This window comes from Vibrio sp. PNB23_22_6 (assembly GCF_052877535.1).
Genome location: NZ_JBNFXP010000011.1, coordinates 25,069 through 49,507 on the forward strand (window position 1 = coordinate 25,069; position 24,439 = coordinate 49,507).

Genomic DNA, 24,439 nt, shown 5'->3' on the forward strand with positions numbered 1-24,439 from the left:
ACCTTATCAGTATTCAGTATTCACTATGCATTTACGTTGGCTTCTCACTGCCCTATTTTATTTCGTGCCACTTACCCTACAGGCCTACCCTCATCAAGAGATCTTGCCGGCAGGCTCTCGTGTGAGTTTGATTGCTGAAAAGCTTAATGGTCAAAGTAGAATCAACGGCATTCAAACTAATAGCGAACTTTTTCCGCCAGCGAGTACACTGAAAGTTGTCACAGCGTTAGCTGCTAAGCTAGAGCTTGGAGACCAATTTACCTTTCGTACCACACTCAAAGCATCAAACTCCGATGCTGTAATCACATTCTCCGGAGATCCTACCCTTAGCACACAAGATCTAAAAACACTGTTATTGCAGGCAAAACAAAATGGTCTAACACGTATAAATGGGGATCTATGGCTAGATAACAGTGCTTTTACTGGCTACGACCGCGCGGTTGGATGGCCGTGGGATATTTTAGGCGTTTGCTACAGTGCGCCCGCCTCTGCGATCACACTCAATGAAAACTGCGTTCAAGCATCCATTTACACTCAGAAAAATGGATCCACTCGCGTCTATGTTCCTGAACATCAACCAATAAAGGTTAAAACCAGCGTAAAGACAGTGTCTAAAAGCGTCCAAAAGAGCCGTCATTGTGATTTGGGACTCATGGCACATTCAGACAACCAATACGAGTTAACAGGCTGCTTAGTCGACCGAGGGGACAAACCGCTTCCTCTCAAATTTGCCGTACAAAACCCGGAACAATACACCGTTCAAAACCTAAAGACGCTCCTAACGCAAGTGGGTATTGATTTAAAAGGGTCAATTCACATCGGGACAGCACCTAAGATATCACGCAAATTCCTTGCTCAACACAAATCAGAACCGTTACCTAAGCTACTAGAAGAGATGCTCAAGCGTTCCGATAACTTAATCGCCGATACGTTAACCAAAACACTCGGCGCAACCTTCTTTGTTCAGCCTGGTAGCTTTACTAATGGTACAGAAGCGATCAAGCAAATCATTTTTTCCAAAACTGGCGTGGATATCCGTAATGCGCGCTTAGAGGATGGCTCTGGACTATCAAGAAATAATCGACTTTCAGCGACAAGTATGGCCGATATTCTTCGTTATATTTGGAAGCAGGATCATCAACTTAACTTAATTGCTATCATGCCAAGATCTGGCGAGTCTGGAACTCTTCAATACCGTCAAAGCATGCGTAAAGCCCCAATTAAAGGTCAATTGATTGCGAAAAGTGGCTCACTGTACGGAACCTATAATATGGCTGGGTATGGTCTAGATAAAAATGGTAAGCCGAACACTTTATTTGTCCAATTCGTGTCGGACTATTTCCCAGACAAAAGGGACGATAACAAACCTGTCGTCGCCCCTATTACGCGTTTTGAAAAACTGTTTTACCAAGATATTGTGAGTTTTAGTCAGGCAATGCCTAAGAAGTAATTCACCACCGTAAAGTAGATCCACATTCCTGAGATATCTACGATTGACGCCAAAACTGGACTCACCAATACGGCTGGGTCCAGCTTGCAAGCGCGCGCTATAATAGGAAGTAACCCACCCAGCGTCGTAGAAATGGTCACCTGAATAAACAGCGCAACCGCAATAGCCAACGCGATATCTTCAAGCGCAAAACCGCCTGTTGATTGGCCGCTACTAAACAGCATGATTCGCCCTACCATCACAATGCTGATAGCAAACGCAATAAATAGGGCTACGCGGCTTTCTTTCCAAAGCACCTCTAACCACTGACGCTTCTTTAACTCTCCCGTAGCGAGAGCACGAATCACCAAGGTCGCTGCCTGTGTTCCCGTATTACCACCCGCAGCCGCAATCACTGGCATATAAACGGCCAATAAAACCAGCTGACTGAGCGTGTCTTCGTATTGCGCAATGATCAATCCCGACACAATACCTAACAGTGCCAATGCAATGATCCAACCAATGCGCTGTCTCACATGCCCTATCACACTGGTAGAAAGGTAACCTTCCGGTGTATCCACTTCCGACATGTGCAAACCTAATTGGTGTGCGTAATGTCGAGCGCGTTTGTCATGTCCCGCTTGCTCCAGTTGAGCAATAAGGCCGTTCACGTAACCTACAGAGCAGTGCTGCAAAATACCCACCGCCTCATCAATCGGCATAATGGTCAGCAAATGCAGTTGTTGTTCTTGCTCGTACTTTAAAAATGCATTACGTGCGGCACCAATTTCTACTTGAGAAAAGTTGGGTGTAGTTTCAATAAAAGTGTTGTTCATTACCGTCATGGCGAATCTCCCGATTGGCATTGGTAACGACCATCGACAACGCACGTAAAAAGCCATCAACACACTCGCCTCTACCTTTAGAAACTTAGGCGTGAGAAAACATCAACGCAATCGCATTGTCTATTCAGAATTTATGAAGGAAATAACCAGAAGAAAAATTAGAAAAGATGCCTCACCACTTAGGTAAGGCGGAGATCGCCAATACCGAAGCGGGTTATTTCGCTCCCTTAATCTTACTCACCCAATAACTGGGAGGATGGTCGGTATTGTTCATGTAAATCTCCAATAATGTTGCCCGTCTAGCAACGCGCGTATAGTAGCAAAGTTAATCAACTTATACAGTTAATCTGATCTGTTTTAAGCAAATTTTCATACAAAAAAAGCGCCCAATGGGCGCTTTCATTTTGAACAGTTATTGATTACTTAATAGTAATACGTGCGAACTTACGTTTACCTACTTGGAATACGTAAGTACCTGCTTCAGGAGCAAACTTCGCATCTGCCACTTTCTCGCCTTCCATCTTCGCTGCGCCTTGCTTAACCATGCGCATTGCTTCTGAAGTGGATGCACATAGACCCGCTTCTTTTAGTAGATTGGCTACTGGTGTACCTACTTCGAAGTCAAACTCTGGCATTTCGTCAGGGATCTGGTTCTTCGCGAAGCGGTTAACGAACTCTTGCTCTGCTGCATCTGCATCTGCCTCACTGTGGAAGCGAGCGATGATCTCTTTCGCTAGCAGTACTTTGATATCGCGTGGGTTCTTGCCTGCTTCTACATCCGCTTTAAACTGTGCAATTTCTTCCAGAGGACGGAAAGACAGCAGCTCGTAGTAGCTCCACATTAGATCGTCAGAGATAGACATGATCTTACCAAACATTTCGCTTGGTGCTTCGCTGATACCAATGTAGTTACCAGAAGATTTAGACATCTTCTTCTCACCGTCTAGGCCAACAAGAAGAGGCATCATTAGTACTACTTGTGGTTTTTGACCATGGGATTTTTGCAGTTCACGACCCATTAGCAGGTTAAACTTCTGGTCAGTACCACCAAGCTCAACATCCGTTTCCATTGCTACAGAGTCCCAACCTTGCAGTAGTGGGTACATGAACTCGTGAATAGCAATTGGCTGACCGCCAGTGTAACGCTTTTTAAAGTCATCACGTTCTAGCATACGAGCAACCGTTTGGTTTGCAGCCAGGCGAATCATGCCTTCAGCGCCAAGCTCAGATAGCCATTCAGAGTTGAACTGAATTTTAGTCTTAGCTGGATCTAGGATTTTAAACACTTGCTCTTTGTACGTTTCAGCATTACGCAGAACATCTTCGCGACTTAGCGGTGGACGGGTTGTGTTCTTACCTGTTGGGTCACCAACCATTGCAGTGAAGTCACCGATTAGGAACGTCACTTCATGACCTAGTTCTTGGAACAAGCGAAGCTTATTGAAAATAACCGTATGGCCTAGGTGAATGTCAGGTGCTGTTGGATCGGCACCTAACTTAATACGTAGCGGACGGCCTTCTTTTAGTTTTGCGATCAGTTCTTCTTCTGGAATCAGCTCTTCAACACCGCGCTTAATCTCGGCTAGTGCAGCTTCAATGCTCGCCATTCTTGTTCACTCCCACAGATTTGGCAAAATATAATAGCTGCACATCTTACTTGAATAGCGATGCATTTTGAAACACGTTAGACTAGGTAGTTGTCAATTTTTACGTTTAATTTATCAGTCAAGTAACTCATGCATTCGATTTTTGCCCGACTTCCACTCTTACACAAAGTTCTGATCGGCCTTTTTAGTGCTCTTATCATCTTTGCACTTTTCTTTTTGCCCGATCCACGAGAGCTCGAGCCGCAACAAAGCCGACTCCAGGTCGGCCAATATTACTCGGTTCCACTTTCTTTAGAATCTCCCGAGCAAAGTTCTTCTAACCTACCTGCGGTTTTACGCTGGGAAACCTACCGAGTTAGTAATGGGGAAAGTGCGGCGGTTCTCTTCGATCGGGTGGGGATCTCTCCTCGCCTTCTGCATGAATTGATTACTCAAGATAAAGAGATTGAACAGCAGCTAACGCGCCTTCAACCCGGGGACACGCTGCATTTTGGTTTTGATGAAAATAATGACTTCGTTCAGCTCAAACGTACATTAAGTGCTTTTGAAACTTTTCGTATAAAACTTAAAGACGGTGAATACGTTTCAGAAGTCGATAAGAAAGAAGTCAACTACCAATACAACTACGCAGAAGCAACCATTGAGTCTAACTTTTGGAATGCCGGGATAAGTTCAGGTTTAAATGCGAACCAAATCATGGAACTGGCTGGCATTTTTGGTTGGGATATCGACTTCGCTTTAGACATTCGCAAAAATGACACCTTTCGGGTGTTGTATCAAGAAGAAGTCGTTGAAGGTGAAGTCATTGGTCGTGGAAAGATCATTGCTGCTGTGTTTAAAAACCAAGGTGACACATTCACGGCAATCTTAGATGAGAAAAGTGGTAAGTACTACGATGAGAATGGCCGAGCAATGAAGAAGGCCTTCTTGCGCGCACCATTAGACTTCCGTCGTGTCACGTCTAACTTCAACCCAACCAGACGCCACCCTGTAACAGGTAAAGTTCGCGCTCACCGTGGTACAGATTATGCGGCACCAGTCGGTACGCCCATTTGGGCAGCGGGTGATGGTATTGTACAAAAATCGGCGTACAACAAGTTCAACGGTAACTACGTGTTTATAAAACACAGTAATACCTACATCACTAAGTACCTGCATTTAACCAAACGTACAGTGAAAACGGGGCAGCGAGTAAAACAAGGTCAAACTATAGGTACATTAGGCGGTACAGGACGCGTAACAGGGCCTCACTTACATTACGAGTTCCTGGTAAATGGTGTACATAAAAATGCTAGAACAGTTAAATTACCGCAGTCAAAATCGCTGACAGGCAAAGCGAAACAAACGTTCATGGCAAACGCCAAAATCAGCATGATAAAACTGGATCGTTACAGCAAATTGCTCGCAATGAAATAACCGTCCCACAAACAAAAACTAAGAGGCAGCCTAAGCTGCCTCTTTTGTTTCTACTTGAGGTTCATCAATATTGTGCTCACGGCCTAGCATCAATAAACAAGGTGTCAAAACCAACGTTAGTACCGTGGCAAACGCCAAGCCACCAGCAACGGCACTCGCCAATTGAGACCACCACTGCGTACTTGGTGCACCAAACTCAACTTTTTGATTAATTAAGTCGATGTTCATTTCTAGTACCATAGGTAACAATCCCAAAATCGTAGTTACCGTGGTCAGTAATACAGGGCGTAAACGTTGTACTCCAGTACGCAAAATCGCGTCTTTCTTATCTAAACCACGCCTGCGCATTTGATTATACGTATCGATCAATACGATATTGTTATTAACCACAATACCAGCTAATGCGATGACCCCTATCCCCGACATAATGATGCCAAAGGGTTTTTGTAACACAAGTAATCCAGCAAACACACCAACCGTAGAAAATAACACGGCACTCAGAATCAAAAAGGCTTGGTAATAACTATTAAATTGCGTAATCAAGATGAGCGCCATAACACCTAGTGCAATCAAGAACGCCGTTTGTAGAAATGCGGAAGAGTTCTCCTGCTCTTCATTTTGACCACGAATCTTAAACTCGATACCATCAGGTAAATCAAGTTTTTGTATTTCCTCACTAATTCTAGGTAGCTCTAACGCTAAGTTATAACCCTCGACCATATCCGCTTTAATATTGATGACCCTGCGACCGTCCACTCGTCGGATTGAGTCTTGTTTATGATCAGGAAGAATCTGTGCAAAATTAGTGATAGGCACAAGGCCCGCTGCCGTTTTGACTCGGAGCTGATCAAAGCGACCAATATCGCGCTTATCTTGAGGGTAGCGAACTAAAATATCGACCTCTTCATCGGCATCATCAGGCAAGTAATCCCCGATCTTAAGCCCGTTAGTCACAAACTGTACTGTGTTACCGACAAGCGTGGCATCGGCGCCAAATCGAGAAGCATCGTCTCGACGGATATCAATCTGCCAATCAATACCCTCTTTATTGGTGGTGTCACTTAAATTAGTAAGTGCTGGGTTCGTATCAGCCCAATGCCGCACCAATTTAGCGGCGCTATCTAACATTCCAAGACTTGCATTTTGAGCCGACATTTCAATAACAAGATCATGCTCCACAGGCGGACCAGCATCTGGAAACTTGTATTCTAGCTCCACACCAGAAAAGCGATTGGTCACCTGCTTTAAGTCTTCGATAATAACTTTCACTTGACGACGGTATTGCCAATCGACAGGGGTTATTTGAATTTGTCCAATTTCATCACCACTGCTCGATTCAGATCCCGTGCGAGTATAAACACTTTCAAACTCATCATGTCCGAGCATCACGTGTTCTATTTCACGCATGACCGCATCTTTCTCATTAATAGAAAGGTCGCCATAGGATCGTACTTTAACCGTAAAGAATGCAGGATCGACTTCAGGAAAAAATTCCACCCCTAGCCCCGCCTTGCTGTAGGTATAGCTCACCCCTGATGCAAGCAATATAGCGCTTAACAACACTTTGAGTGGGTGTCGTAAGGCGATAGAAAGCGTCAAATAATAAAGTTTTGTGATACCTGTTGCCTTGTCAAATTCACCATTATGTAAGTCCAGCATCTCTTGTTTTCGCTGCTCATTGACAACTTGTGGTTTTCCTATGAGCCCCCCAATAACAGGAACAAACAGAAGTGCCATCATCAACGAAGCACTTAATGTTGCTATCAACGTCAGCGGTAAGTATTTCATGAACTCACCGGTAATATCGGGCCAAAACAATAACGGAGCAAATGCTGCCAGCGTCGTTGCTGTCGACGCAGTAATCGGCCAAGCCATGCGCTTTGCCGCATCACGATACGCTTGCTTTCTTTGCACGCCCTCTTGCATTCTCCTGTCTGCAAACTCCGTCACGACAATGGCACCATCCACTAGCATGCCCACCGCCATGATCAATGCGAACAGCACGACAATATTGATCGTCAACCCAAAAACAGACAGAACAAAAAGACCGGTTAAGAAAGAACCCGGTATCGAGATACCAACCAATAGTGCGGTTCGAACCCCTAAAATAGCAATGATAACAATAACCACGAGAATGATGGCCGAAAGAATGTTATTTTGCAGATCACTCAACATCAACTTCACATCATCGGACTGATCCCAAGTGTATTTGACTTGTAGATTATTAGGCCACTCTGACCGCTTTTGCGCCTCAGCGATGACCAACTTAACCAAATCAACCGTATCAATGATGTTCTCTCCCGCGCGCTTTTTTACATCCAATACAATTGCCGGTTCACCATCTAAACGAGCAAAACTTTCAGGGTCACGAAATGCTCGACGTACGCTTGCCACATCACCAAAAGTGATCACTTCTTTGCCATTAACCTTGATCGGCAGCTCTAACACATCTTTAAGAGAGTCAAATACCGAAGGAACCTTGACCGAAAATCGCCCATAACCAGTATCGACAAACCCCGCAGCAACCACGCGGTTATTCAATGCAATTAAGTTGTAAATATCCGCTTGATCTAATCCGTAACTTTCCATCAATAAAGGATCGACTACGATCTCAACAATGTCTTCTCGATCCCCCGCAATATCGACTTCAAGTACTTGGCGGTAGCTTTCTAGTTTGTCACGTAGTGCTCGCGCGATTTGTACGGTCGTTCGTTCAGGGACACTCCCATATAGAACCACAGTAAGCACTGGCTCTTCGGAAGCAAACGTCACTTCATTCACCGTTGGCTCATCGCTGTCGGCTGGTAATCTTGGCTTAGCCAAATCCACCGCATCACGAACATCAGCCATCGCTTCGGCTAAATTCACCCCAACACTGAACTCTAACGTGACCGAGGCATGCCCTTCTGATGCTACCGAAGTCATCTCTTTTACCCCTTCAATCGAACGCAGTTCCTGCTCAATTGGACGGACAAGTAATCGTTCGGCATCCGTCGGTGAAATGCCTTGATGACCCACCGACACATAAATAATGGGAATCGTGATATCCGGGCTCGACTCTTTAGGGATCGTAATATAGGTAATGACACCAGCAATAAGGATCATCATTAACAACGTCAACATGGTACGTGCGCGAGATAAGGCTGCATCAATTAAAGCGAACATGTTGCCCCCTACTGCCTAGTTGTGGAATCACTCACGTCATCCACTTTGGTTGCTGTGACCAAATCACCATCACGGGCAAAGCCTTGGCCTAGAACAATAATGTCGACTTGTTCACCTAAACCCGATAGCCAAACACCATCGCTTTCCGCTTTGACTAATTGGATCGGGATAAAACGCACATGCTGGTCACGTAATGTTTTTATCCCCAAATTTCCTTGCTCATCTAACGCTAACATGGCAGCAGTCACCTTAATCGCTGACACTTCACTTAGCGCTAGGGTGACTTCTGCACTGATCCCCGCAGGCATGGCGTTTTCAGTGTTATCAATTTCTATTTCAATTGGAAATGTATTGGTGGAAGTGGAAGAGACACGACCAATATAGCGAATGAAGCCCTGATGATGGCGGTTATCAATCGTACGAATGTCCGCTTGCTGGCCTTCTTTGAGGTATTGAATATGACGCTCACTGACATCGGCTTCAATAAGCAATTTTTTTAAGTCGATAACCGTTGCGATTGGGTCACCAACACCGACAAAATCCCCTAGTTCAACAAAGCGGTGATCCAAGATGCCATCAAAAGGCGCTTTAACTTCCGTATTTTTGAGCGCGGTCTCAACATTACTAAGATTAGCCCGTGCATCAACTAAAGCCGCCTGGGCTGTGGCAAAGGCGACCTCACCTTGTAAGCCGCGATTTTTCAACGACTGCGCCGCTTTAAATTCTTTCTCTTTGACACTCAACATTGCTTTGGCACGTTGACGTTGAATATCAAGATCACGCTTATCTATATTAGCAATCACTTGCCCTTGCTGAACGGCTTGTCCTTTTTCTACGTTAAGTCGTATGATTTTTCCCGCGACCTCTGCACCTAAACGAGCTTGCCGATTTGGTGCAGTACGGCCATATAACTCAATTGTTTTACTGGTTGGTTGTGCAATAAAGGTATCGAACATCACCTTAGCTACAGGCGTTTTTTTAGCCAGAGTATGATCAGAAGGGTGGGCCTCATCACCCTGCGCGTTGAGTTGCCCCATTGCGAGCCACGCAGCAAGCACAATGATAAGAGTAAGAGAGACCAGCCACGGGCGTCCGACGATATGTCGTCTAAAGGAAACTCCAGACATTCAAAATCCTTTTAATTATTCTTCACTGCAAAGTAGTGTTTACGTGTCTTCCTGCTACGCAAAAAAAACAGGCAGCCAACTGGCTGCCTGATGTCGTGTTAATCACACGCTGAATGATGCCCCACAACCACAAGTTGTTGTTGCATTCGGGTTGTTGACGAAGAAGCGTGCTCCTTCCAAACCTTCAGTGTAATCAACCACGCCACCGATTAGGTATTGCAGGCTCATAGGGTCGACAACCAGTGTTACACCACTGTTCTCAATTGTTGTGTCACCTTCATTTACGTTTTCATCAAAAGTAAAGCCGTATTGAAACCCACTACAGCCACCACCAGTAATGTATACGCGCAATTTCAATGCTGGGTTTTCTTCTTCTGCAATCAGCGCCTTAACGCGAGATGCTGCTGCATCAGAAAAAGATAATGGTACGTTTACTTCGCTCACGAAGACCTCTCTCACTCGTGTCATGCGTCAAGCCTTAAGCGAGACGTCAAATTCGTATTAATTAGAGTGATTATCCAATACCTGACCAACTCGTTCAAGTATTCACCGACGATTCTTTGTATCAGAGCAAGTTTACACTGCCTATGCCCACATAAATTGCGCAAAATGTTTCTAACTTGAGATTAGCTAGGTACAATTCGCACCTCTTGGTCCGAGCAATCAAAAGAGGATAATCCCATGACCAAATCATCAGAGCTGTATCAAAAAGCTCAGCAAACCATTCCTGGCGGTGTGAATTCACCAGTTCGTGCATTCAACGGTGTTGGCGGTTCTCCACTATTTATCGAACGAGCGGACGGTGCCCTGATTTTTGATGCCGATGGTAAAGCGTACATTGATTACGTCGGCTCTTGGGGTCCAATGATTCTTGGTCACAACCACGCGGTTATCCGTGAATCTGTGATCAATGCTGCGCAGCGCGGTCTCAGCTTCGGTGCACCAACCGAGATGGAAATCGCAATGGCAGAACTGGTTTCTGAACTCGTACCATCAATGGAGCAACTTCGTATGGTTAGCTCCGGTACTGAAGCAACCATGAGTGCAATTCGCCTTGCTCGCGGCTTCACAGGCCGTGACAAAATCATGAAATTTGAAGGCTGCTACCATGGTCATGCAGACAGCTTGCTAGTTAAAGCAGGTTCTGGTGCACTGACGCTTGGTCAACCAAGCTCTCCAGGTGTACCAGCAGACTTTGCTAAACACACCCTAACCGCAACATTCAACGACTTAAACTCCGTACGTGAGCTGTTCGCGGCAAACAAAGGTGAGATAGCATGTATCATCGTTGAGCCAGTAGCAGGCAACATGAACTGTATTCCACCTGTAGAAGGCTTCCATGAAGGTCTACGTGAAATCTGTGATCAAGAAGGCGCACTACTGATTTTTGATGAAGTCATGACCGGTTTCCGCGTGGCACTGGGCGGTGCTCAAGCGTACTACAACATCAAACCAGATCTAACGACGCTAGGTAAAGTTATCGGTGGCGGTATGCCTGTGGGCGCTTTCGGCGGCCGTAAAGACGTAATGCAATACATTGCCCCAACAGGCCCTGTTTACCAAGCCGGGACATTGTCTGGTAACCCAGTGGCAATGGCAGCAGGTTTTGCATGTTTGAACTTGCTAAAAGAAGAAGGCAATGAAAAACGCCTAGCGGCGAAAACAAAGCAACTTGCAAATGGCTTCAAAACACTTGCAGACAAGCACGGCGTTCCTCTTGTCGTAAACCAGGTAGGCGGTATGTTTGGTTTCTTCTTTACCGAACAAGAAAGCGTAACTTGTTATGAAGACGTGACTAAGTGTGATGTTGAACGTTTCAAGCGTTTCTTTCACCTAATGCTAGAGCACGGTGTATACCTTGCACCATCAGCATTTGAAGCAAGCTTTACTTCTCTTGCTCATGGCTCTAAAGAAATCGACGCAACACTTGAAGCGGCTGACCGCTGTTTCGCGATCCTTGCTAGCGAAGCAAAATAATCGATTCTTCTCGACTTAAAAAGGGCCGTCTCGGTCCTTTTTTGTTCCCTATCGACTTACCGCCAATTTAGAACGACTAAGATGGCTAACACTCCGACAACAATAGCAAACCAAGGCACACGCCTCGATTTCTTCTCGCTTTGGCATTTCTAATCGTTGTTACAGCACCCCATTTTTCCATCTCTTGATTGATAACCACCTGATTAATGGCCATTATAACTAGGCCCAATGTGTACTCCAATTCTGGCATGTCATAACATTGAAAGAATTAAGGATATACAGAAATATACATATGATGGAGTTGTCTAAGACTGGAAATAGTATAACTCATCCGAAAATTGGATTAATCTCATGCCAAATAACGTAAAAATCACCTCGAGTCATCGCGTTCTCGTTGTCGCTTTACTTGCCGCAGCTTTTGCTTGCTACCTACTGGTTGAGCCATATATCAACTCAATCGTAATGGCGTTTATCATTTCACTGCTCATGTTCCCGCTGCATGAATGGTTCGAGAGTAAACTACCAAAATATAGAAACATGACCTCATTACTCTCTTGTGTGGTTCTTACCTTTATCATCGTCATTCCATTATTGTTTGTGTTTGCGGCCATCATTCAGCAAGGCTCAGTCTTCTCACAAAACACCTACAAATGGGTTTCCAATGGTGGCATTCAAGAAATTTTCCAGCACCCATGGGTAGTCAAAGGGTTAGCCGTCGTCAACGAGTACTTACCTTTCGACAAAATTGAGCCTCAATCAATCGCAGAAAAAATAGGCCAATTTGCCACATCTTTAGGCTCCAACCTTGTGACCATCAGTGCCAAAATCTTAGGTGATGCGACCAACTTCTTGATGGATTTCTTCTTGATGTTGTTCGTACTGTTCTTCTTATTGCGTGATCACGACAAAATCATTTCAGCGATTCGTCACATTCTGCCACTGTCTCGTAGTCAAGAAGATAGAATTTTGACCGAGATCGAACAAGTCTCTAAGTCCGCCGTAATGGGCTCCTTCTTAACCGCTATCGCACAAGGTATTGCAGGTGGTGTTGGTATGTGGCTAGCGGGTTTCCCTGGCTTATTCTGGGGCACTATGATGGGCTTTGCATCCTTCATTCCGGTTGTCGGCACTGCATTAATTTGGATTCCAGCAGCGGCCTATCTATTCCTTACTGGTGATACGACTTGGGCCGTATTCTTGACAGCGTGGAGTGTGGTGGTTGTCGGGTCAATTGACAACCTACTGCGTCCACTGCTAATGCAAGGCAGCGCAGGTATGAATACGTTAATGATTTTCTTTTCACTGTTAGGTGGTATACATCTATTTGGCTTGATTGGTCTGATATACGGTCCATTAATCTTTGCCGTCACCATGGTGTTGTTTAATATCTATGAAGAGGAGTTTAAAGACTTCCTCAACCAGCAAGACAACACGTAACGTTAACTACTTCAAGCTTGGACCAGATTATGCGAAAATCTGGTCCAAATTATTTCTGATGAATCAAATTTATGTCTGCTTATATCGCTCCAAGCCAAATAGCACAGCGCCAGTTAGAGTATTTCAACGGAAAACACGTGCTCGTCGCGGGTGAAGTTGAAGACTTGTTTCCACTAGAATTAGTGGATCACTGTGAGTCTGTAGAAGTGTTTACTTCTAACTACAGCTATTACCGTCAAATTCGCAATTCTGACAAAATCAAAAGCCATTTTGGTTCAGAGTTTGACGTACAAACTCAGGCAAATATGATTTTGCTGTATTGGCCTAAAGCAAAAGCAGAAGCAGAATATCTATTGGCAATGCTGATGGCCAAGTTGGGAGTAAACACTGAGATCGTCGTAGTTGGTGAAAACCGCTCTGGTGTAAAAAGCATCGAGAAGATGTTCAAAGAGTATGGCCCTGTAAACAAATATGATTCAGCACGCCGCTGTTCGTTCTACTGGGGCACTTGCCTTAACGAACCAAAACCTTTCAATCAAGCCGATTGGTTTAAGTCTTATACCGTCACACTCGGTGAGCAATCACTGACAGTTAAGAGCCTTCCTGGCGTATTCAGTCATGGTGAATTTGATTTAGGCAGTCATTTGCTGCTTGAAACCCTGCCTAAGTTGTCTGGCAAAGTTCTCGACTTTGGTTGCGGCGCGGGCGTACTAGGGGCATTTATGGCGAAAGCAAATCCAAACATTGCGATTGAAATGTGTGACATCAACGCCTATGCGATCACATCAAGCCAAGCCACACTAGAAGCTAACGGATTAACGGGGCGTGTATTTGCGTCAGACATTTATTCAGATGCTTCAAATGACTATCGTTTTATCATCAGTAATCCACCATTCCATAGCGGTCTCGACACAAATTACAGCGCGGCGGAAACGCTATTAGGTCAAGCTCCTCGTTATATGACTCATGATGGTGAAATGCTCATTGTTGCGAACAACTTCTTAAAATACCCACCAATTATTGAACAAGCATTCAATAATTGCGAGACACTAAATAAGACCACCAAGTTCTCTATCTACTACGCTAAAAAATCGTAATCTCTTGCTGCGCAGGCGAAATCCTGCGCAAGCTTTGCCTAAAATACATCAAATTCAGCGAAAAACTGCGTCTTTCACCACGCTTTACACTCAACTTTCTTGTCAAAGAAAAAAAACTCGTTAATTTTGTTAATTCTATTGCGTCTAACGCCTTATCCGTTTTTAACGAGAACCTCGGCAAGCCCCAATCATTGGTCGCTGCCCTTTTATGAGTTGTAATCTTATTCATGTTTAAATTCTACAAAAAGCAGAAATTTAAGCGCCTGCAAAGCACACTGATGGCCGCATTTTTGGTTCTCAGCATCACCCCTCTTACGATCATTGCGATTTTCTTCCTGCAATCTCACAGTAAAGATCTTGAAGAGCAAAGTACGTCACACCTACTGTCAGTTCGCGACACCAAGCAACAACAGATCATCGATTATTTTGCTGCTCAGGAAACTGAAGTGATGGGCTTTGTACGTTCAGAATTAGCGTACGCAAGTGGGGGGCGGTTTTATGGTTTAGTTAATGCGTTCAGCCGGCTAGGCCAAGATCTTGAGACAGCAAGAGAAAATGCACAGCAACGCTACATCAGAGGCAGTGGCGATCAAATCAAGACATCGATTTTGCCGGAGTCTTCTGACTACGTAGGCAGTGAGCGTTACCGCTTGCTGCATAAACGCTACCACTGGGCATACCTCGAACTGTTAAAACGCTCAGACTTTAACGATATCTTGTTGGTCGATATCGACGGTAACGTCACCTACTCGATCAATAAAGACGAAAACTACGGCACCAACCTATTAACAGGTCGCTACAAAGAAACAGCATTAGGCAGAACATTCAAACATTTATCCGAAGATGTCTCCGCTCGTCGTAAGATAAACGAAGACTATACCCCGGTTATTATTTCTGATTTCGAGTCAGAAGGGGGAAAACAGGTTGCGTGGCTAGGGGCACCAATTGTTCAACAAGGCTACTTGCACAGCTACGCCATGTTCCGCTTGCCAAACAATGGTATCACCAAGTTAGTTGCCGAGATTAACCAAGATACATCCATAGATACACTATTGGTTGGCAGTAACCACCAACCTCGCACGATGAACACGAAACAAGGTGACATCGAAAATAGCTTAGAAGTGGTCGATAAGGCGCTTGCCGGTGAAACCAGAGTTGGTACATACAGTAACGGACTTGGTGAAGAGTTCATCGCGGCTTTTGCTCCGATTGAGACGCATGGCATAACTTGGGCACTTGTCGTCCAATTGCCTGAAAAAGAAGCCTTTTCTCGCGTCCATCAACTCGAAAAGATATTTGTTATTGCGATGCTCATTGCGATTATTCTCGTTGTGATTGCTTCGCATTACCTATCGAACTTCATCACGTCGCCACTACTAAAATTAACCTGGGCGGCCGAAAAAGTTTCTGCTGGTGACCTAGACGAAACCACATTCAACACAACACGAAAAGATGAGATAGGCCGCTTAGCAATTAGCTTCGCACGTATGCAACGCTCCATTCGTGAGAAAATCCAAACGATTAAGCAGCAAAATGAAGAGCTGGAAAGCAATATCAAGCTGATTCAAAAGCAAAACGAAGAACTGCAGCTTGCTGATAAGCTTAAAGATGAATTCTTGGCGACCACTTCCCATGAGTTACGCACACCACTGCATGGCATGGTTGGAATCGCGGAAACACTAGTCTCTGGTGCAAACGGGGCCATCCCTGCAAGTCAGAAATACCAACTGGACATCATCATCAAGAGTGGTCAGCGATTGGCGAACTTAGTTGACGATTTATTGGACTATCACAAGATGCGCTACGGCAGCATGGATATTCATAAATCGGCGGTGAGTCTCGCCAGTGCTACGCGGCTTGTACTTGAACTCTCCGGACACTTGTTGGGCAATAAGACCATTCGTATCATTAATCAAGTACCCGTTGATTTGAAAGCCGTCTCCGCCGACCCACAGCGCTTAGAGCAAGTTCTGTACAACTTGATTGGCAATGCGATCAAGTACACCTCAGAAGGTAAGATCGTTATTTCTGCTACAGTGGTGGACGAACAAGTACGCGTGCAGGTAGTAGATACCGGTCAAGGCATTCCTGCTGAGCAACTAGAGCACATCTTTGAGCCACTGATTCAAGCTGGACAAGATTCAAGCCGCTACCGTCAAGGCGCTGGGCTTGGACTCTCTATCAGCCGACAATTGATCGAGCTAATGGGAGGATCACTCTACGTCAGCAGCCAGCCAATGGTGGGGACAACGTTTAGTTTCACCTTACCATTAGCAAGCGAAGAAGAGATTCAAGCAAGCCAAACCCTAGCCGCTAGAGGTCACTTCCAAATTCCAGATCTCAATATGGAAAGCAACGACGACCTATCTCTACCAGAGAACCCTAATGGCCCGCTGTTGTACGTGGCCGATGATGAACCGGTAAACTTACGTGTATTAGAAAGCTTCCTACGTTTAGAGGGCTACCGAGTACGTACCATCTCTGACGGTCCAGATACCCTTGCGTTAATTAAGAAAGAAAAACCAGAACTTCTTCTTCTCGATATCATGATGCCAGGAATGAGTGGTTACCAAGTGTGTAGTGAACTTCGTAATACATACGATCACGCAGAGCTACCCATCATTATGCTTACCGCATTAAACCAAACGGAAGATCGCGTTCGAGGGTTTGAATCCGGAGCAAATGACTACCTGTCGAAGCCTTTTAATAAACAAGAGCTCGCCGCGCGCATTCAAGCGCATTTAACCGCAAGTAAAGCGGAGATGCGTCATGTAGAAAATAAACTGCTTGAATCAGAGCTCCGCCAACGAGCACAAGTAGAAGCGAGTCTTTTAGAAACGCAAGGTCGGTTACTAGAACAACTTGAGTCTGCGCCAGAAGCCATTATTTGTTTACGAGAAGATCAACGTATTCGGTTTGCTAACGAGGCGGCGTGTAAACTATTTAAGCGTAGCTTAGAGCAGCTCAAGCGTTCTTCGGCCGACGAACTTATTGCCCCGAAATTTCTCACCGTGGACCAACCGCACTACTGCGGAAAAATTGATATCTATATCGAGGACATCCGTCAAAACATTGAAGCGGACATTCTCAAGCTACCTGAAGGTTCTGGTTTGGATGTAATGTACATTTTTAACGTTGGTGGTGGTGCAAATGCGGCGCGCATTCATAACCTAGAAACGGCGGTAGAAGTACTCTCAAGCTACGCATTTGATGGTGATAAGGATCAACTGCAGAAACTAAAAGAGCTTGGTGGAGAGTTTACTCGCCTTGCAGATAAGGCTCTGGGCAATAAAAAGGATAAACAAGATTTAATGCGTGAAGTGTTAGTCGATGTGATGACCCATGCGCTAGAGTACTGGGAGTCCGTCACTGGAGAGAGCAAGTTTGCCTTTGCCGAGCAAAGTGGCTTATGGCGCGTCTATCTTGACCGCAGTACGCTTCAAACTCGAACCTTAGATAAATACATGCGTATTGAGACACTGCCTAAAACACCTCGCTGGAGAACCGTTCTCAGCTCAATTGAGTTTATTCTCGAGCACTGTAAAGAGCAGAGTCCAGATCGCTCCCATATTGAAGCACAGCGCGATAAGTTACAGCGGCTTCTCACTAGCTAAAGTAAAAAATGAAAGCTCACATCGCCCCGCCTATTTAGCGGGGCTTTTTATTACACTGAAAAGCCATGGTCTAAAAATGACCCAATGCAGAATCAACATCCTCACGACGACTATTCCTCTATCCCCAACAGCAGAACTAGATTGATAGGTAAGCACTCGACAATGGTTTTTAGTATCGCTCTTATAGCAAAGCTAATGGCAAAAACCTGGGTCAACTGGAATGCCTATATGCTCAATAAAAACCGCAAAAAAACACTTCATTTCCAACGTAAAACAAGCACAATAAGCGCCTAAAATTTGCTGGCAAAATGTACCTTTTTTTACTGGCAACGTAGATTTTGATGAACAATTGATAAAGATTGCGAACTCAATCACAACAGAACGGCAGATTAAATTTTAGCTGAATAATTAACGGAATTTTAACGTGTGAGCTAGATCGACAAAGGATTAAAACGAATAAAAACCACACAAAAATAAAGACCCACTGTGTTAGCAAGCACTAACACAACACATTTTCTTTAAATGTAAGTTGCGATGCACATCAATGTTAAAACATGAAACAAATGCGGATTAAAAATAAACAAAATGACGTTTATGACGTAGTTAGGGGTTCTTTTAACGTTTTTAACGGGAAACGGGTTTGCTTATTTTGTAGATACGGTGTTTTCTTGTCCTGACTAAGGCCTACAGGCCACTCTAGCAGCTACTCATATGCAAGGTGTAGTGAAGAGGTAGGCCTTGAAGAGTGTTTACCAATTGATAACATTCAATTCCATTAGTGAAACAAAAAGCAAATAGTAAGGAACAGCTATGCTTGCCAATATTAAAAAAACAGCACTAGCAACAGCAATTATTGCAACCGCTACGACAGGTTTTGCATCAGTAGCAACTGCAGCTGAACGCAGTGAACTAACTATCCACCCTAAAGAGTTTACAACTTTTGTTCGTAACTTTAACCCATACTTAGGTGCAACTAACCTGCACACAACGACGGACTTTATTTACGAGCCACTCGTTGTTTTCAACGAAATGCACGGTAACACGCCTGTATTCCGTTTAGCAGAAAACTTCAAAATGTCTGATGACCTAATGAGCGTAACTTTCGATATTCGTAAGGGCGTGAAATGGTCTGACGGCGAGAAATTTGATGCTGATGACGTTATTTACTCTTTCAACCTAGTTAAAGAGAAACCAGAACTAGACCAATCTGGTATCAACACTTGGGTTTCTGGCGTAGAAAAACTTAACGATTACCAAGTGAAGTTCCGCCTAAAAGAAGCGAATTCAAACGTTCCTTACGAAATTGCTCGTGTACCAGTCGTACCACAGCACGTATGGAGCAAAGTGAAAGATCCAGCAACGTTCACCAACGAAAACCCAGTAGGTACTGGTCCTTTCACGGTGATCGATACGTTCACTCCTCAACTATACATTCAGTGTGAAAACCCGAACTACTGGGATGCTGCTAACCTTGACGTTGACTGTCTACGTGTACCTCAAATTGCAAACAACGACCAATTCCTAGGTAAAGTTGTAAACGGTGAAATGGACTGGACTTCTTCATTCGTTCCAGACATCGACCGTACTTACGCAGCAGCGAGCCCTAAACATCACTACTGGTACCCGCCAGCAGGTACTCAAGCGTTCGTTGTGAACTTCAAAAACCCAGATACCGCTAAGAACGAAGCGCTAACTAACGTAGACTTCCGCCGCGCATTCTCTATGGCGCTTGATCGTCAAACCATCATTGATATCGCATTCTACGGCGGCGGTACTGTGAACGACTTCGCATCTGGCCTTGGCTACGCGTTCGAAGCTTGGTCTGACGAAAAAACACACAACAAGTACAAAGACTACAACAGCTACAACGTTGAAGGCGCTAAGAAACTGTTAGCGAAAGCTGGCTTCAAAGATGTAAACAAAGACGGTTTCGTTGATACACCATCTGGTAAGTCTTTCGAGCTTCTTATTCAATCGCCAAACGGTTGGACTGACTTCAACAACACGGTACAGCTAGCGGTTGAACAGTTGGGTGAAGTTGGCATCAAAGCACGTGCTCGTACTCCAGACTTCTCTGTGTACAACCAAGCGATGCTTGAAGGTACTTACGATGTTGCGTACACCAACTACTTCCACGGTGCAGACCCATACACATACTGGAACAGTGCTTACAACTCAGCACTACAGTCAGGTGAAGGCATGCCACGTTTCGCGATGCACTACTACAAGAACGATAAGCTAGATGGTCTACTTAACAGCTTCTACAAGACTGCTGATAAGCAAGAGCAGCTAGAAATCGCTCACGGTATCCAGCAAATCATCGCGGCTGACCAAGTAACGATCCCTGTGCTATCTGGTGCTTACATGTACCAATACAACACAACTCGCTTTACTGGTTGGTGGAACGAAGAAAATCCTAAGGGCCGTCCAAACATTTGGGCTGGTATCCCAGAGCGTCTATTACACGTACTGGACCTAAAACCAGTTAAGTAAGTAGAAGTTCATGTCTCGCGGCACACATTCCGTGTGCCGCCTATAAACCCCCTTGTTACGAAAGTAAATTATGGCGCTCGTCGTCAGGGGTTTTTTCGCTCTAAATTTCGCTAGGAGCGACCTGAAACCAGCAACAGGAAAAAAATCTGGGTGAGTAAGGTGTGAGTTATGGGTTATTTTTTAAGACGTTTGTCGTTCTATCTTGTCGCGCTCTTAGTTGCAGCGACGTTAAACTTTATTATTCCGCGAGCAATGCCTGGTGACCCAGTTACCATGATGTTTGCTAATGCATCAGTACAGGTAACGCCGGAACGAATCGCAGCAATGAAAGAGCTGTTAGGCTTTGTCGAAGGCGGTTGGATCGCACAATATTTTGCATACATTAAAAACATTCTAAGCTGGGAGCTTGGCACTTCTATCCAATTTTACCCACTTTCAGTGAACACGCTATTAGGTAACGCATTCGGTTGGTCACTATTCCTTGCCGGTACTGCAGTTGTACTTTCATTCTCGATTGCTTCCATTCTAGGTATCTTTGCAGCATGGAAACGAGGCAGCAAATACGATGCATTCGTTACGCCTGGCACGCTCATTATCCAAGCGATTCCGCAAATGGTTATCGCGATGCTAGCGCTATTTATCTTTGCTATCGGTCTTAAATGGTTCCCATCTGGTTACGCTTACACACCCGGTTTAGTACCTGATTGGACAAGCTGGGAATTCCTGAAGAACGTTGGTTACCATGCTGTGTTACCTCTGTTCTGTGCAACCATCGTTCAAGTTGGCGGCTTCTTGGTAAACATGCGTAACAACATGATCAACCTGCTGGCTGAAGACTACATTACAATGGCAAAAGGTAAGGGTCTGAGTGAGAACCGCGTGGTATTTAACTACGCTGCTCGTAACGCATTACTTCCTAGTGTTACCGCGCTTTCAATGTCTCTCGGCATGGCCATTGGCGGTCAACTCATCATCGAGATGATCTTTAACTACCCTGGTCTAGGCACTGTTCTTCTAAATGCAATTCATGCACGTGACTACCAGGTACTTCAAGGTCAGTTAATTATCATGACCATGTTCATGCTGTGCTTCAACCTAATGGCTGACATGCTGTATATGATTCTCGACCCTCGCCTACGTAAGGGAGGCAAATAATCATGAAAGAACTATTTAAACTAATTCTAAGTAATGCATTCGCCCGTATTGGCTTAGCTATCATCAGTCTGTTTATTTTTGTTGCGGTTGCCGCACCAATGATCACCAAACATGCACCCGATAAGCGCACTGGTAACCCCCACGAATACCCAAGTTTCGTGGTAAAACAAGCACAAAACAACCCTGACGGCTGGGTTGCTACAAACCTAGCCGATGACCGTCGCACACTGGTTATGTCTAAGAAAGCCGATCACGTACTAGGCACTTCTCGTATGGGTCGTGACATTTGGTCTCAACTGGCTTACGGCGCTCGTGTATCTTTAGGTGTTGGTTTTGGTGCCGGTATCATTGTTTGTTTCCTAGCAACCGTCATCGGTATTTCTGCAGGTTACTTCGGCGGACGTGTCGATGACGTTCTTAGTGCCGCAATGAACATCATGCTGGTTATCCCACAATATCCACTGTTGTTTGTACTCGCAGCCTTTATTGGTGAGGCGGGACCATTAACGATTGCATTAATCATTGCCGGAACTTCTTGGGCATGGGGTGCGCGTGTTGTCCGCTCACAAACCATGGCCCTACGTGAAAAAGAATTTGTTAAAGCCGCAGAAGTGTTAGGTGAATCTTCATTCCGCATCATCTTCGTTGAGATTCTACCTAACTTAGTTCCAATTGTAGGCGCTAGCTTCATCGGTTCAGTCATGCTTGCCATCAACACTGAAGCGGTTATCTCGTTCTTAGGTCTAGGTGATGCAAATACGATCAGTTGGGGCATTATGCTCTACAACGTTCAAACCTCTTCCGCAATGCTTATAGGCGCATGGTGGGAAGTGTTAGCTCCATGTTTAGCCCTAACCTTGTTAGTGACAGGGCTTGCTTTACTTAACTTTGCAGTTGATGAAATTGCTAACCCACAGCTTCGCTCTCATAAAGGCATGAAGCGTTGGAAGAAAATGGCAAAGCAAGACAAGAAAGAACGTGAGCCAGAATTGGCACCACAAAATGCACTATGGAGCGGAGATAAATAATCATGACTGCACCACTAATTTCTATCCGTAACCTATGCGTAGACTACATTACTGACGCGGGCGATGTCCGCGCTTGTAACAATGTCAGCTTCGATATTGCACCAGGAGAAGTCTTTGGTCTTGCAGGTGAGTCGGGCTGTGGTAAATCAACCGTCGCCTTCTCTCTAATGCGACTTCATAAGCCGCCAGCGTTTATTACGGGTGGTGAGGTTATCTTCAATGGTGAAGATATCCTTAAATACAGCGATGATCGCATGCAAGCGTTCCGCTGGAGCGAAATGTCAATGGTATTCCAAAGTGCAATGAATGCGCTGAACCCTGTTCTGAACATGGAAGAACAGTTCTGCGACGTCATCATGCGTCATACCAATATGACAAGAGAGCAAGCAAAGAAACGTGCTGAAGGCCTATTGGAAATCGTTGATATCCACCCTAGCCGTCTTAACGATTACCCACACCAATTCTCTGGTGGTATGCGTCAACGCCTTGTTATCGCGATTGCTCTAGCTCTTAATCCAAAAATGATCATCATGGATGAGCCAACCACTGCACTTGATGTAGTGGTGCAGCGCGAAATCTTACAAAAGATTTATGCACTGAAAGAAGAGTTTGGTTTTTCTATTCTGTTCATCACTCATGACTTATCGTTAATGGTCGAGTTCTCTGACCGTATCGGCATCATGTATTCCGGTGAATTGATTGAAGTTGCACCTTCTAAGCAAATTTTGGAAAGCCCTTACCATCCTTACACCAAAGGCCTGGGTAGCTCTTTCCCTCCATTAACAGGTCCAAAAACTAAGCTGACTGGCATTCCAGGCAATCCATTGAACTTGCTTGAAGTTCCACAAGGTTGTCGCTTCCAAGCTCGCTGTGACCGTGTCCACGAAGCTTGTACAAAGCTACCAACTCAGCTACGCGAAATTGAACCTGGTCGTTTGTCGAACTGCCATTTGTACGGCGAAACAATTGCTCAAGCTAAGGTTTAAACAAAATAACAACATTAGCTAAGAACAAATTTAATCTGGAGAGAATTATGAGCAAACAACTCGGCGAACTGCTGATTGAAGGCAAAAATGTCGTTAAAGACTTCCCTTTAAACAGTAACTCAATCAAGCAGTCTAAGATGCGCGCAATTAACGACGTATCATTTAAGATGTACAAAAGTCGCGGCTTGTCAGTGGTTGGCGAATCAGGTTCTGGTAAATCGACCACAGCAAAAATGATAGCGAAGATGTACGCACCAACCGACGGTATCATTGAGTACAAAGGACGTGATATTCAAGACATCACATCAAGAAACGACCTAATGGCCTACCGTGAAGGTGTACAAATGGTATGGCAAGACCCGTTTGGCTCGCTAAACCCAACACACAATATTTTCCACCATATTGCTCGCCCACTGCTGATCCACAAGAAGGTTTCACCGGGCAACAAGAAGGAACTGGAAGAGCGTGTGTATGACCTACTGGAACAAGTTGGTCTGATTCCACCAAAAGAGACGGCGCAAAAGTTTCCGCATCAGCTTTCTGGTGGTCAGCGTCAACGTGTGAACTTAGCGCGTAATATCGCAGTAGGGGCTGAAGTGGTACTTGCAGATGAACCAACATCAATGCTTGACGTATCGATTCGTGCCGGTGTTCTTAACCTGATGGAAGAGATGAAGTTTGAGAAACAAATGTCTCTGCTTTATATCACCCATGATATCGCAACGGCTCGTTACATCGCAGAAGATCTAGCCGTAATGTACGTTGGTCACATGGTTGAATGGGGCGATACAGAGGAAATCATCCATGATCCGCAACACCCATACACCCAACTATTGGTTTCTGCGGTTCCAGACCCATCGAAGTCAATTCACGAGAAGTTGAAGGGTAACAAAGGCGACATCCCTCTTTGGACACCAGAATCCGTTGGTTGTCCATTTGCTGGCCGCTGTGTGCACGCAACGGATAAGTGTCGTGAGCAACTCCCTGGAGTGACTCAGCTATCTGACAACCACTTTGTTCGTTGTTACCTATTTGAAAATTAATCATCGCCAGGGCAGGTATC

16 protein-coding genes are annotated in these 24,439 nt (G+C 44.9%); 11 read left to right on the forward strand and 5 right to left on the reverse strand.

Features of this window, described 5'->3' with window-relative positions; translation table 11 throughout:
• Nucleotides 1–25: 25 nt before the first annotated feature.
• Nucleotides 26–1,450 carry a serine-type D-Ala-D-Ala carboxypeptidase gene (gene dacB / locus ACVA54_RS10690; protein ID WP_119463515.1) on the forward strand — a complete coding sequence of 475 codons (1,425 nt, stop codon included), beginning with the start codon at nucleotides 26–28 and terminating at the stop codon, nucleotides 1,448–1,450.
• Here the strand turns inward: dacB and ACVA54_RS10695 are convergent.
• Both ACVA54_RS10695 and tyrS read right to left on the reverse strand, forming a co-directional pair.
• On the reverse strand, nucleotides 1,429–2,274 hold the full coding sequence (locus ACVA54_RS10695) for a magnesium transporter (RefSeq protein ID WP_172438138.1): 846 nt from the start codon (nucleotides 2,272–2,274) through the stop codon (nucleotides 1,429–1,431). The genes dacB and ACVA54_RS10695 overlap by 22 nt on opposite strands.
• A 419-nt stretch (nucleotides 2,275–2,693) precedes the next feature.
• Nucleotides 2,694–3,881 carry a tyrosine--tRNA ligase gene (gene tyrS / locus ACVA54_RS10700; RefSeq protein ID WP_099079881.1) on the reverse strand — a complete coding sequence of 396 codons (1,188 nt, stop codon included), beginning with the start codon at nucleotides 3,879–3,881 and terminating at the stop codon, nucleotides 2,694–2,696.
• A 129-nt stretch (nucleotides 3,882–4,010) separates the two neighbouring features.
• On the opposite strand from tyrS, the gene ACVA54_RS10705 reads away from it, so the two are divergent.
• On the forward strand, nucleotides 4,011–5,297 hold the full coding sequence (locus ACVA54_RS10705) for a peptidoglycan DD-metalloendopeptidase family protein (protein ID WP_099079880.1): 1,287 nt from the start codon (nucleotides 4,011–4,013) through the stop codon (nucleotides 5,295–5,297).
• 30 nt (nucleotides 5,298–5,327) lie between these two features.
• Here ACVA54_RS10705 and ACVA54_RS10710 read toward each other — a convergent pair whose 3' ends face one another.
• From ACVA54_RS10710 to erpA, 3 genes are all read right to left on the reverse strand, one after another.
• Nucleotides 5,328–8,462, reverse strand: a complete 3,135-nt coding sequence (locus ACVA54_RS10710) for an efflux RND transporter permease subunit (RefSeq protein ID WP_099079879.1) — start codon at nucleotides 8,460–8,462, stop codon at nucleotides 5,328–5,330.
• Between the two features lie 8 nt (nucleotides 8,463–8,470).
• A complete protein-coding gene (locus ACVA54_RS10715) occupies nucleotides 8,471–9,589 on the reverse strand; it encodes an efflux RND transporter periplasmic adaptor subunit (protein WP_119463518.1) in 1,119 nt (372 codons plus the stop codon).
• A 102-nt stretch (nucleotides 9,590–9,691) separates the two neighbouring features.
• Nucleotides 9,692–10,033 carry an iron-sulfur cluster insertion protein ErpA gene (erpA, locus tag ACVA54_RS10720; RefSeq protein ID WP_099079905.1) on the reverse strand — a complete coding sequence of 114 codons (342 nt, stop codon included), beginning with the start codon at nucleotides 10,031–10,033 and terminating at the stop codon, nucleotides 9,692–9,694.
• Between the two features lie 237 nt (nucleotides 10,034–10,270).
• Here erpA and hemL point away from each other — a divergent pair, with 237 nt between their 5' ends.
• The 9 genes from hemL (at nucleotide 10,271) to ACVA54_RS10765 (ending at nucleotide 24,419) form a co-directional block, all read left to right on the forward strand.
• Nucleotides 10,271–11,566 carry a glutamate-1-semialdehyde 2,1-aminomutase gene (gene hemL / locus ACVA54_RS10725; RefSeq protein WP_099079877.1) on the forward strand — a complete coding sequence of 432 codons (1,296 nt, stop codon included), beginning with the start codon at nucleotides 10,271–10,273 and terminating at the stop codon, nucleotides 11,564–11,566.
• Nucleotides 11,567–11,917: 351 nt separating this feature from the next.
• Nucleotides 11,918–13,003: an AI-2E family transporter gene (locus tag ACVA54_RS10730; protein WP_119463520.1), complete on the forward strand. Its 1,086-nt coding sequence runs from the start codon at nucleotides 11,918–11,920 to the stop codon at nucleotides 13,001–13,003.
• A gap of 71 nt (nucleotides 13,004–13,074) precedes the next feature.
• Complete coding sequence (gene rsmC / locus ACVA54_RS10735) at nucleotides 13,075–14,100, forward strand: 16S rRNA (guanine(1207)-N(2))-methyltransferase RsmC (RefSeq protein ID WP_446619701.1); 1,026 nt, start codon at nucleotides 13,075–13,077, stop codon at nucleotides 14,098–14,100.
• Between the two features lie 227 nt (nucleotides 14,101–14,327).
• A complete protein-coding gene (locus tag ACVA54_RS10740) occupies nucleotides 14,328–17,714 on the forward strand; it encodes an ATP-binding protein (RefSeq protein WP_119463521.1) in 3,387 nt (1,128 codons plus the stop codon).
• Nucleotides 17,715–18,524: 810 nt separating this feature from the next.
• Nucleotides 18,525–20,207 (forward strand): ABC transporter substrate-binding protein, encoded by a 1,683-nt coding sequence (locus ACVA54_RS10745; protein ID WP_446619700.1) that lies wholly within the window; start codon nucleotides 18,525–18,527, stop codon nucleotides 20,205–20,207.
• Nucleotides 20,208–20,375: 168 nt separating this feature from the next.
• Complete coding sequence (locus ACVA54_RS10750; RefSeq protein ID WP_099079872.1) at nucleotides 20,376–21,362, forward strand: ABC transporter permease; 987 nt, start codon at nucleotides 20,376–20,378, stop codon at nucleotides 21,360–21,362.
• Between the two features lie 2 nt (nucleotides 21,363–21,364).
• Complete coding sequence (locus ACVA54_RS10755) at nucleotides 21,365–22,390, forward strand: ABC transporter permease (protein ID WP_099079871.1); 1,026 nt, start codon at nucleotides 21,365–21,367, stop codon at nucleotides 22,388–22,390.
• Between the two features lie 2 nt (nucleotides 22,391–22,392).
• Entirely contained in the window at nucleotides 22,393–23,376 is a 984-nt protein-coding gene (locus tag ACVA54_RS10760) for an ABC transporter ATP-binding protein (RefSeq protein ID WP_099079870.1), read from the forward strand.
• A gap of 47 nt (nucleotides 23,377–23,423) precedes the next feature.
• A complete protein-coding gene (locus ACVA54_RS10765; protein ID WP_099079869.1) occupies nucleotides 23,424–24,419 on the forward strand; it encodes an ABC transporter ATP-binding protein in 996 nt (331 codons plus the stop codon).
• Nucleotides 24,420–24,439: the final 20 nt, after the last annotated feature.

Excerpts from the sequence above, each read along its gene's own strand:
- ACVA54_RS10755 (WP_099079871.1), top strand. The coding sequence starts at position 21,365 with ATGAAAGAACTATTTAAACTAATTCTAAGTAATGCATTCGCCCGTATT.
- ACVA54_RS10715 (WP_119463518.1), bottom strand. The coding sequence starts at position 9,589 with ATGTCTGGAGTTTCCTTTAGACGACATATCGTCGGACGCCCGTGGCTG.
- ACVA54_RS10745 (WP_446619700.1), top strand. The coding sequence starts at position 18,525 with ATGCTTGCCAATATTAAAAAAACAGCACTAGCAACAGCAATTATTGCA.
- ACVA54_RS10740 (WP_119463521.1), top strand. The coding sequence starts at position 14,328 with ATGTTTAAATTCTACAAAAAGCAGAAATTTAAGCGCCTGCAAAGCACA.
- ACVA54_RS10695 (WP_172438138.1), bottom strand. The coding sequence starts at position 2,274 with ATGACGGTAATGAACAACACTTTTATTGAAACTACACCCAACTTTTCT.
- dacB (WP_119463515.1), top strand. The coding sequence starts at position 26 with ATGCATTTACGTTGGCTTCTCACTGCCCTATTTTATTTCGTGCCACTT.
- hemL (WP_099079877.1), top strand. The coding sequence starts at position 10,271 with ATGACCAAATCATCAGAGCTGTATCAAAAAGCTCAGCAAACCATTCCT.
- ACVA54_RS10760 (WP_099079870.1), top strand. The coding sequence starts at position 22,393 with ATGACTGCACCACTAATTTCTATCCGTAACCTATGCGTAGACTACATT.
- ACVA54_RS10730 (WP_119463520.1), top strand. The coding sequence starts at position 11,918 with ATGCCAAATAACGTAAAAATCACCTCGAGTCATCGCGTTCTCGTTGTC.
- ACVA54_RS10765 (WP_099079869.1), top strand. The coding sequence starts at position 23,424 with ATGAGCAAACAACTCGGCGAACTGCTGATTGAAGGCAAAAATGTCGTT.
- ACVA54_RS10705 (WP_099079880.1), top strand. The coding sequence starts at position 4,011 with ATGCATTCGATTTTTGCCCGACTTCCACTCTTACACAAAGTTCTGATC.
- rsmC (WP_446619701.1), top strand. The coding sequence starts at position 13,075 with ATGTCTGCTTATATCGCTCCAAGCCAAATAGCACAGCGCCAGTTAGAG.
- ACVA54_RS10710 (WP_099079879.1), bottom strand. The coding sequence starts at position 8,462 with ATGTTCGCTTTAATTGATGCAGCCTTATCTCGCGCACGTACCATGTTG.
- tyrS (WP_099079881.1), bottom strand. The coding sequence starts at position 3,881 with ATGGCGAGCATTGAAGCTGCACTAGCCGAGATTAAGCGCGGTGTTGAA.
- ACVA54_RS10750 (WP_099079872.1), top strand. The coding sequence starts at position 20,376 with ATGGGTTATTTTTTAAGACGTTTGTCGTTCTATCTTGTCGCGCTCTTA.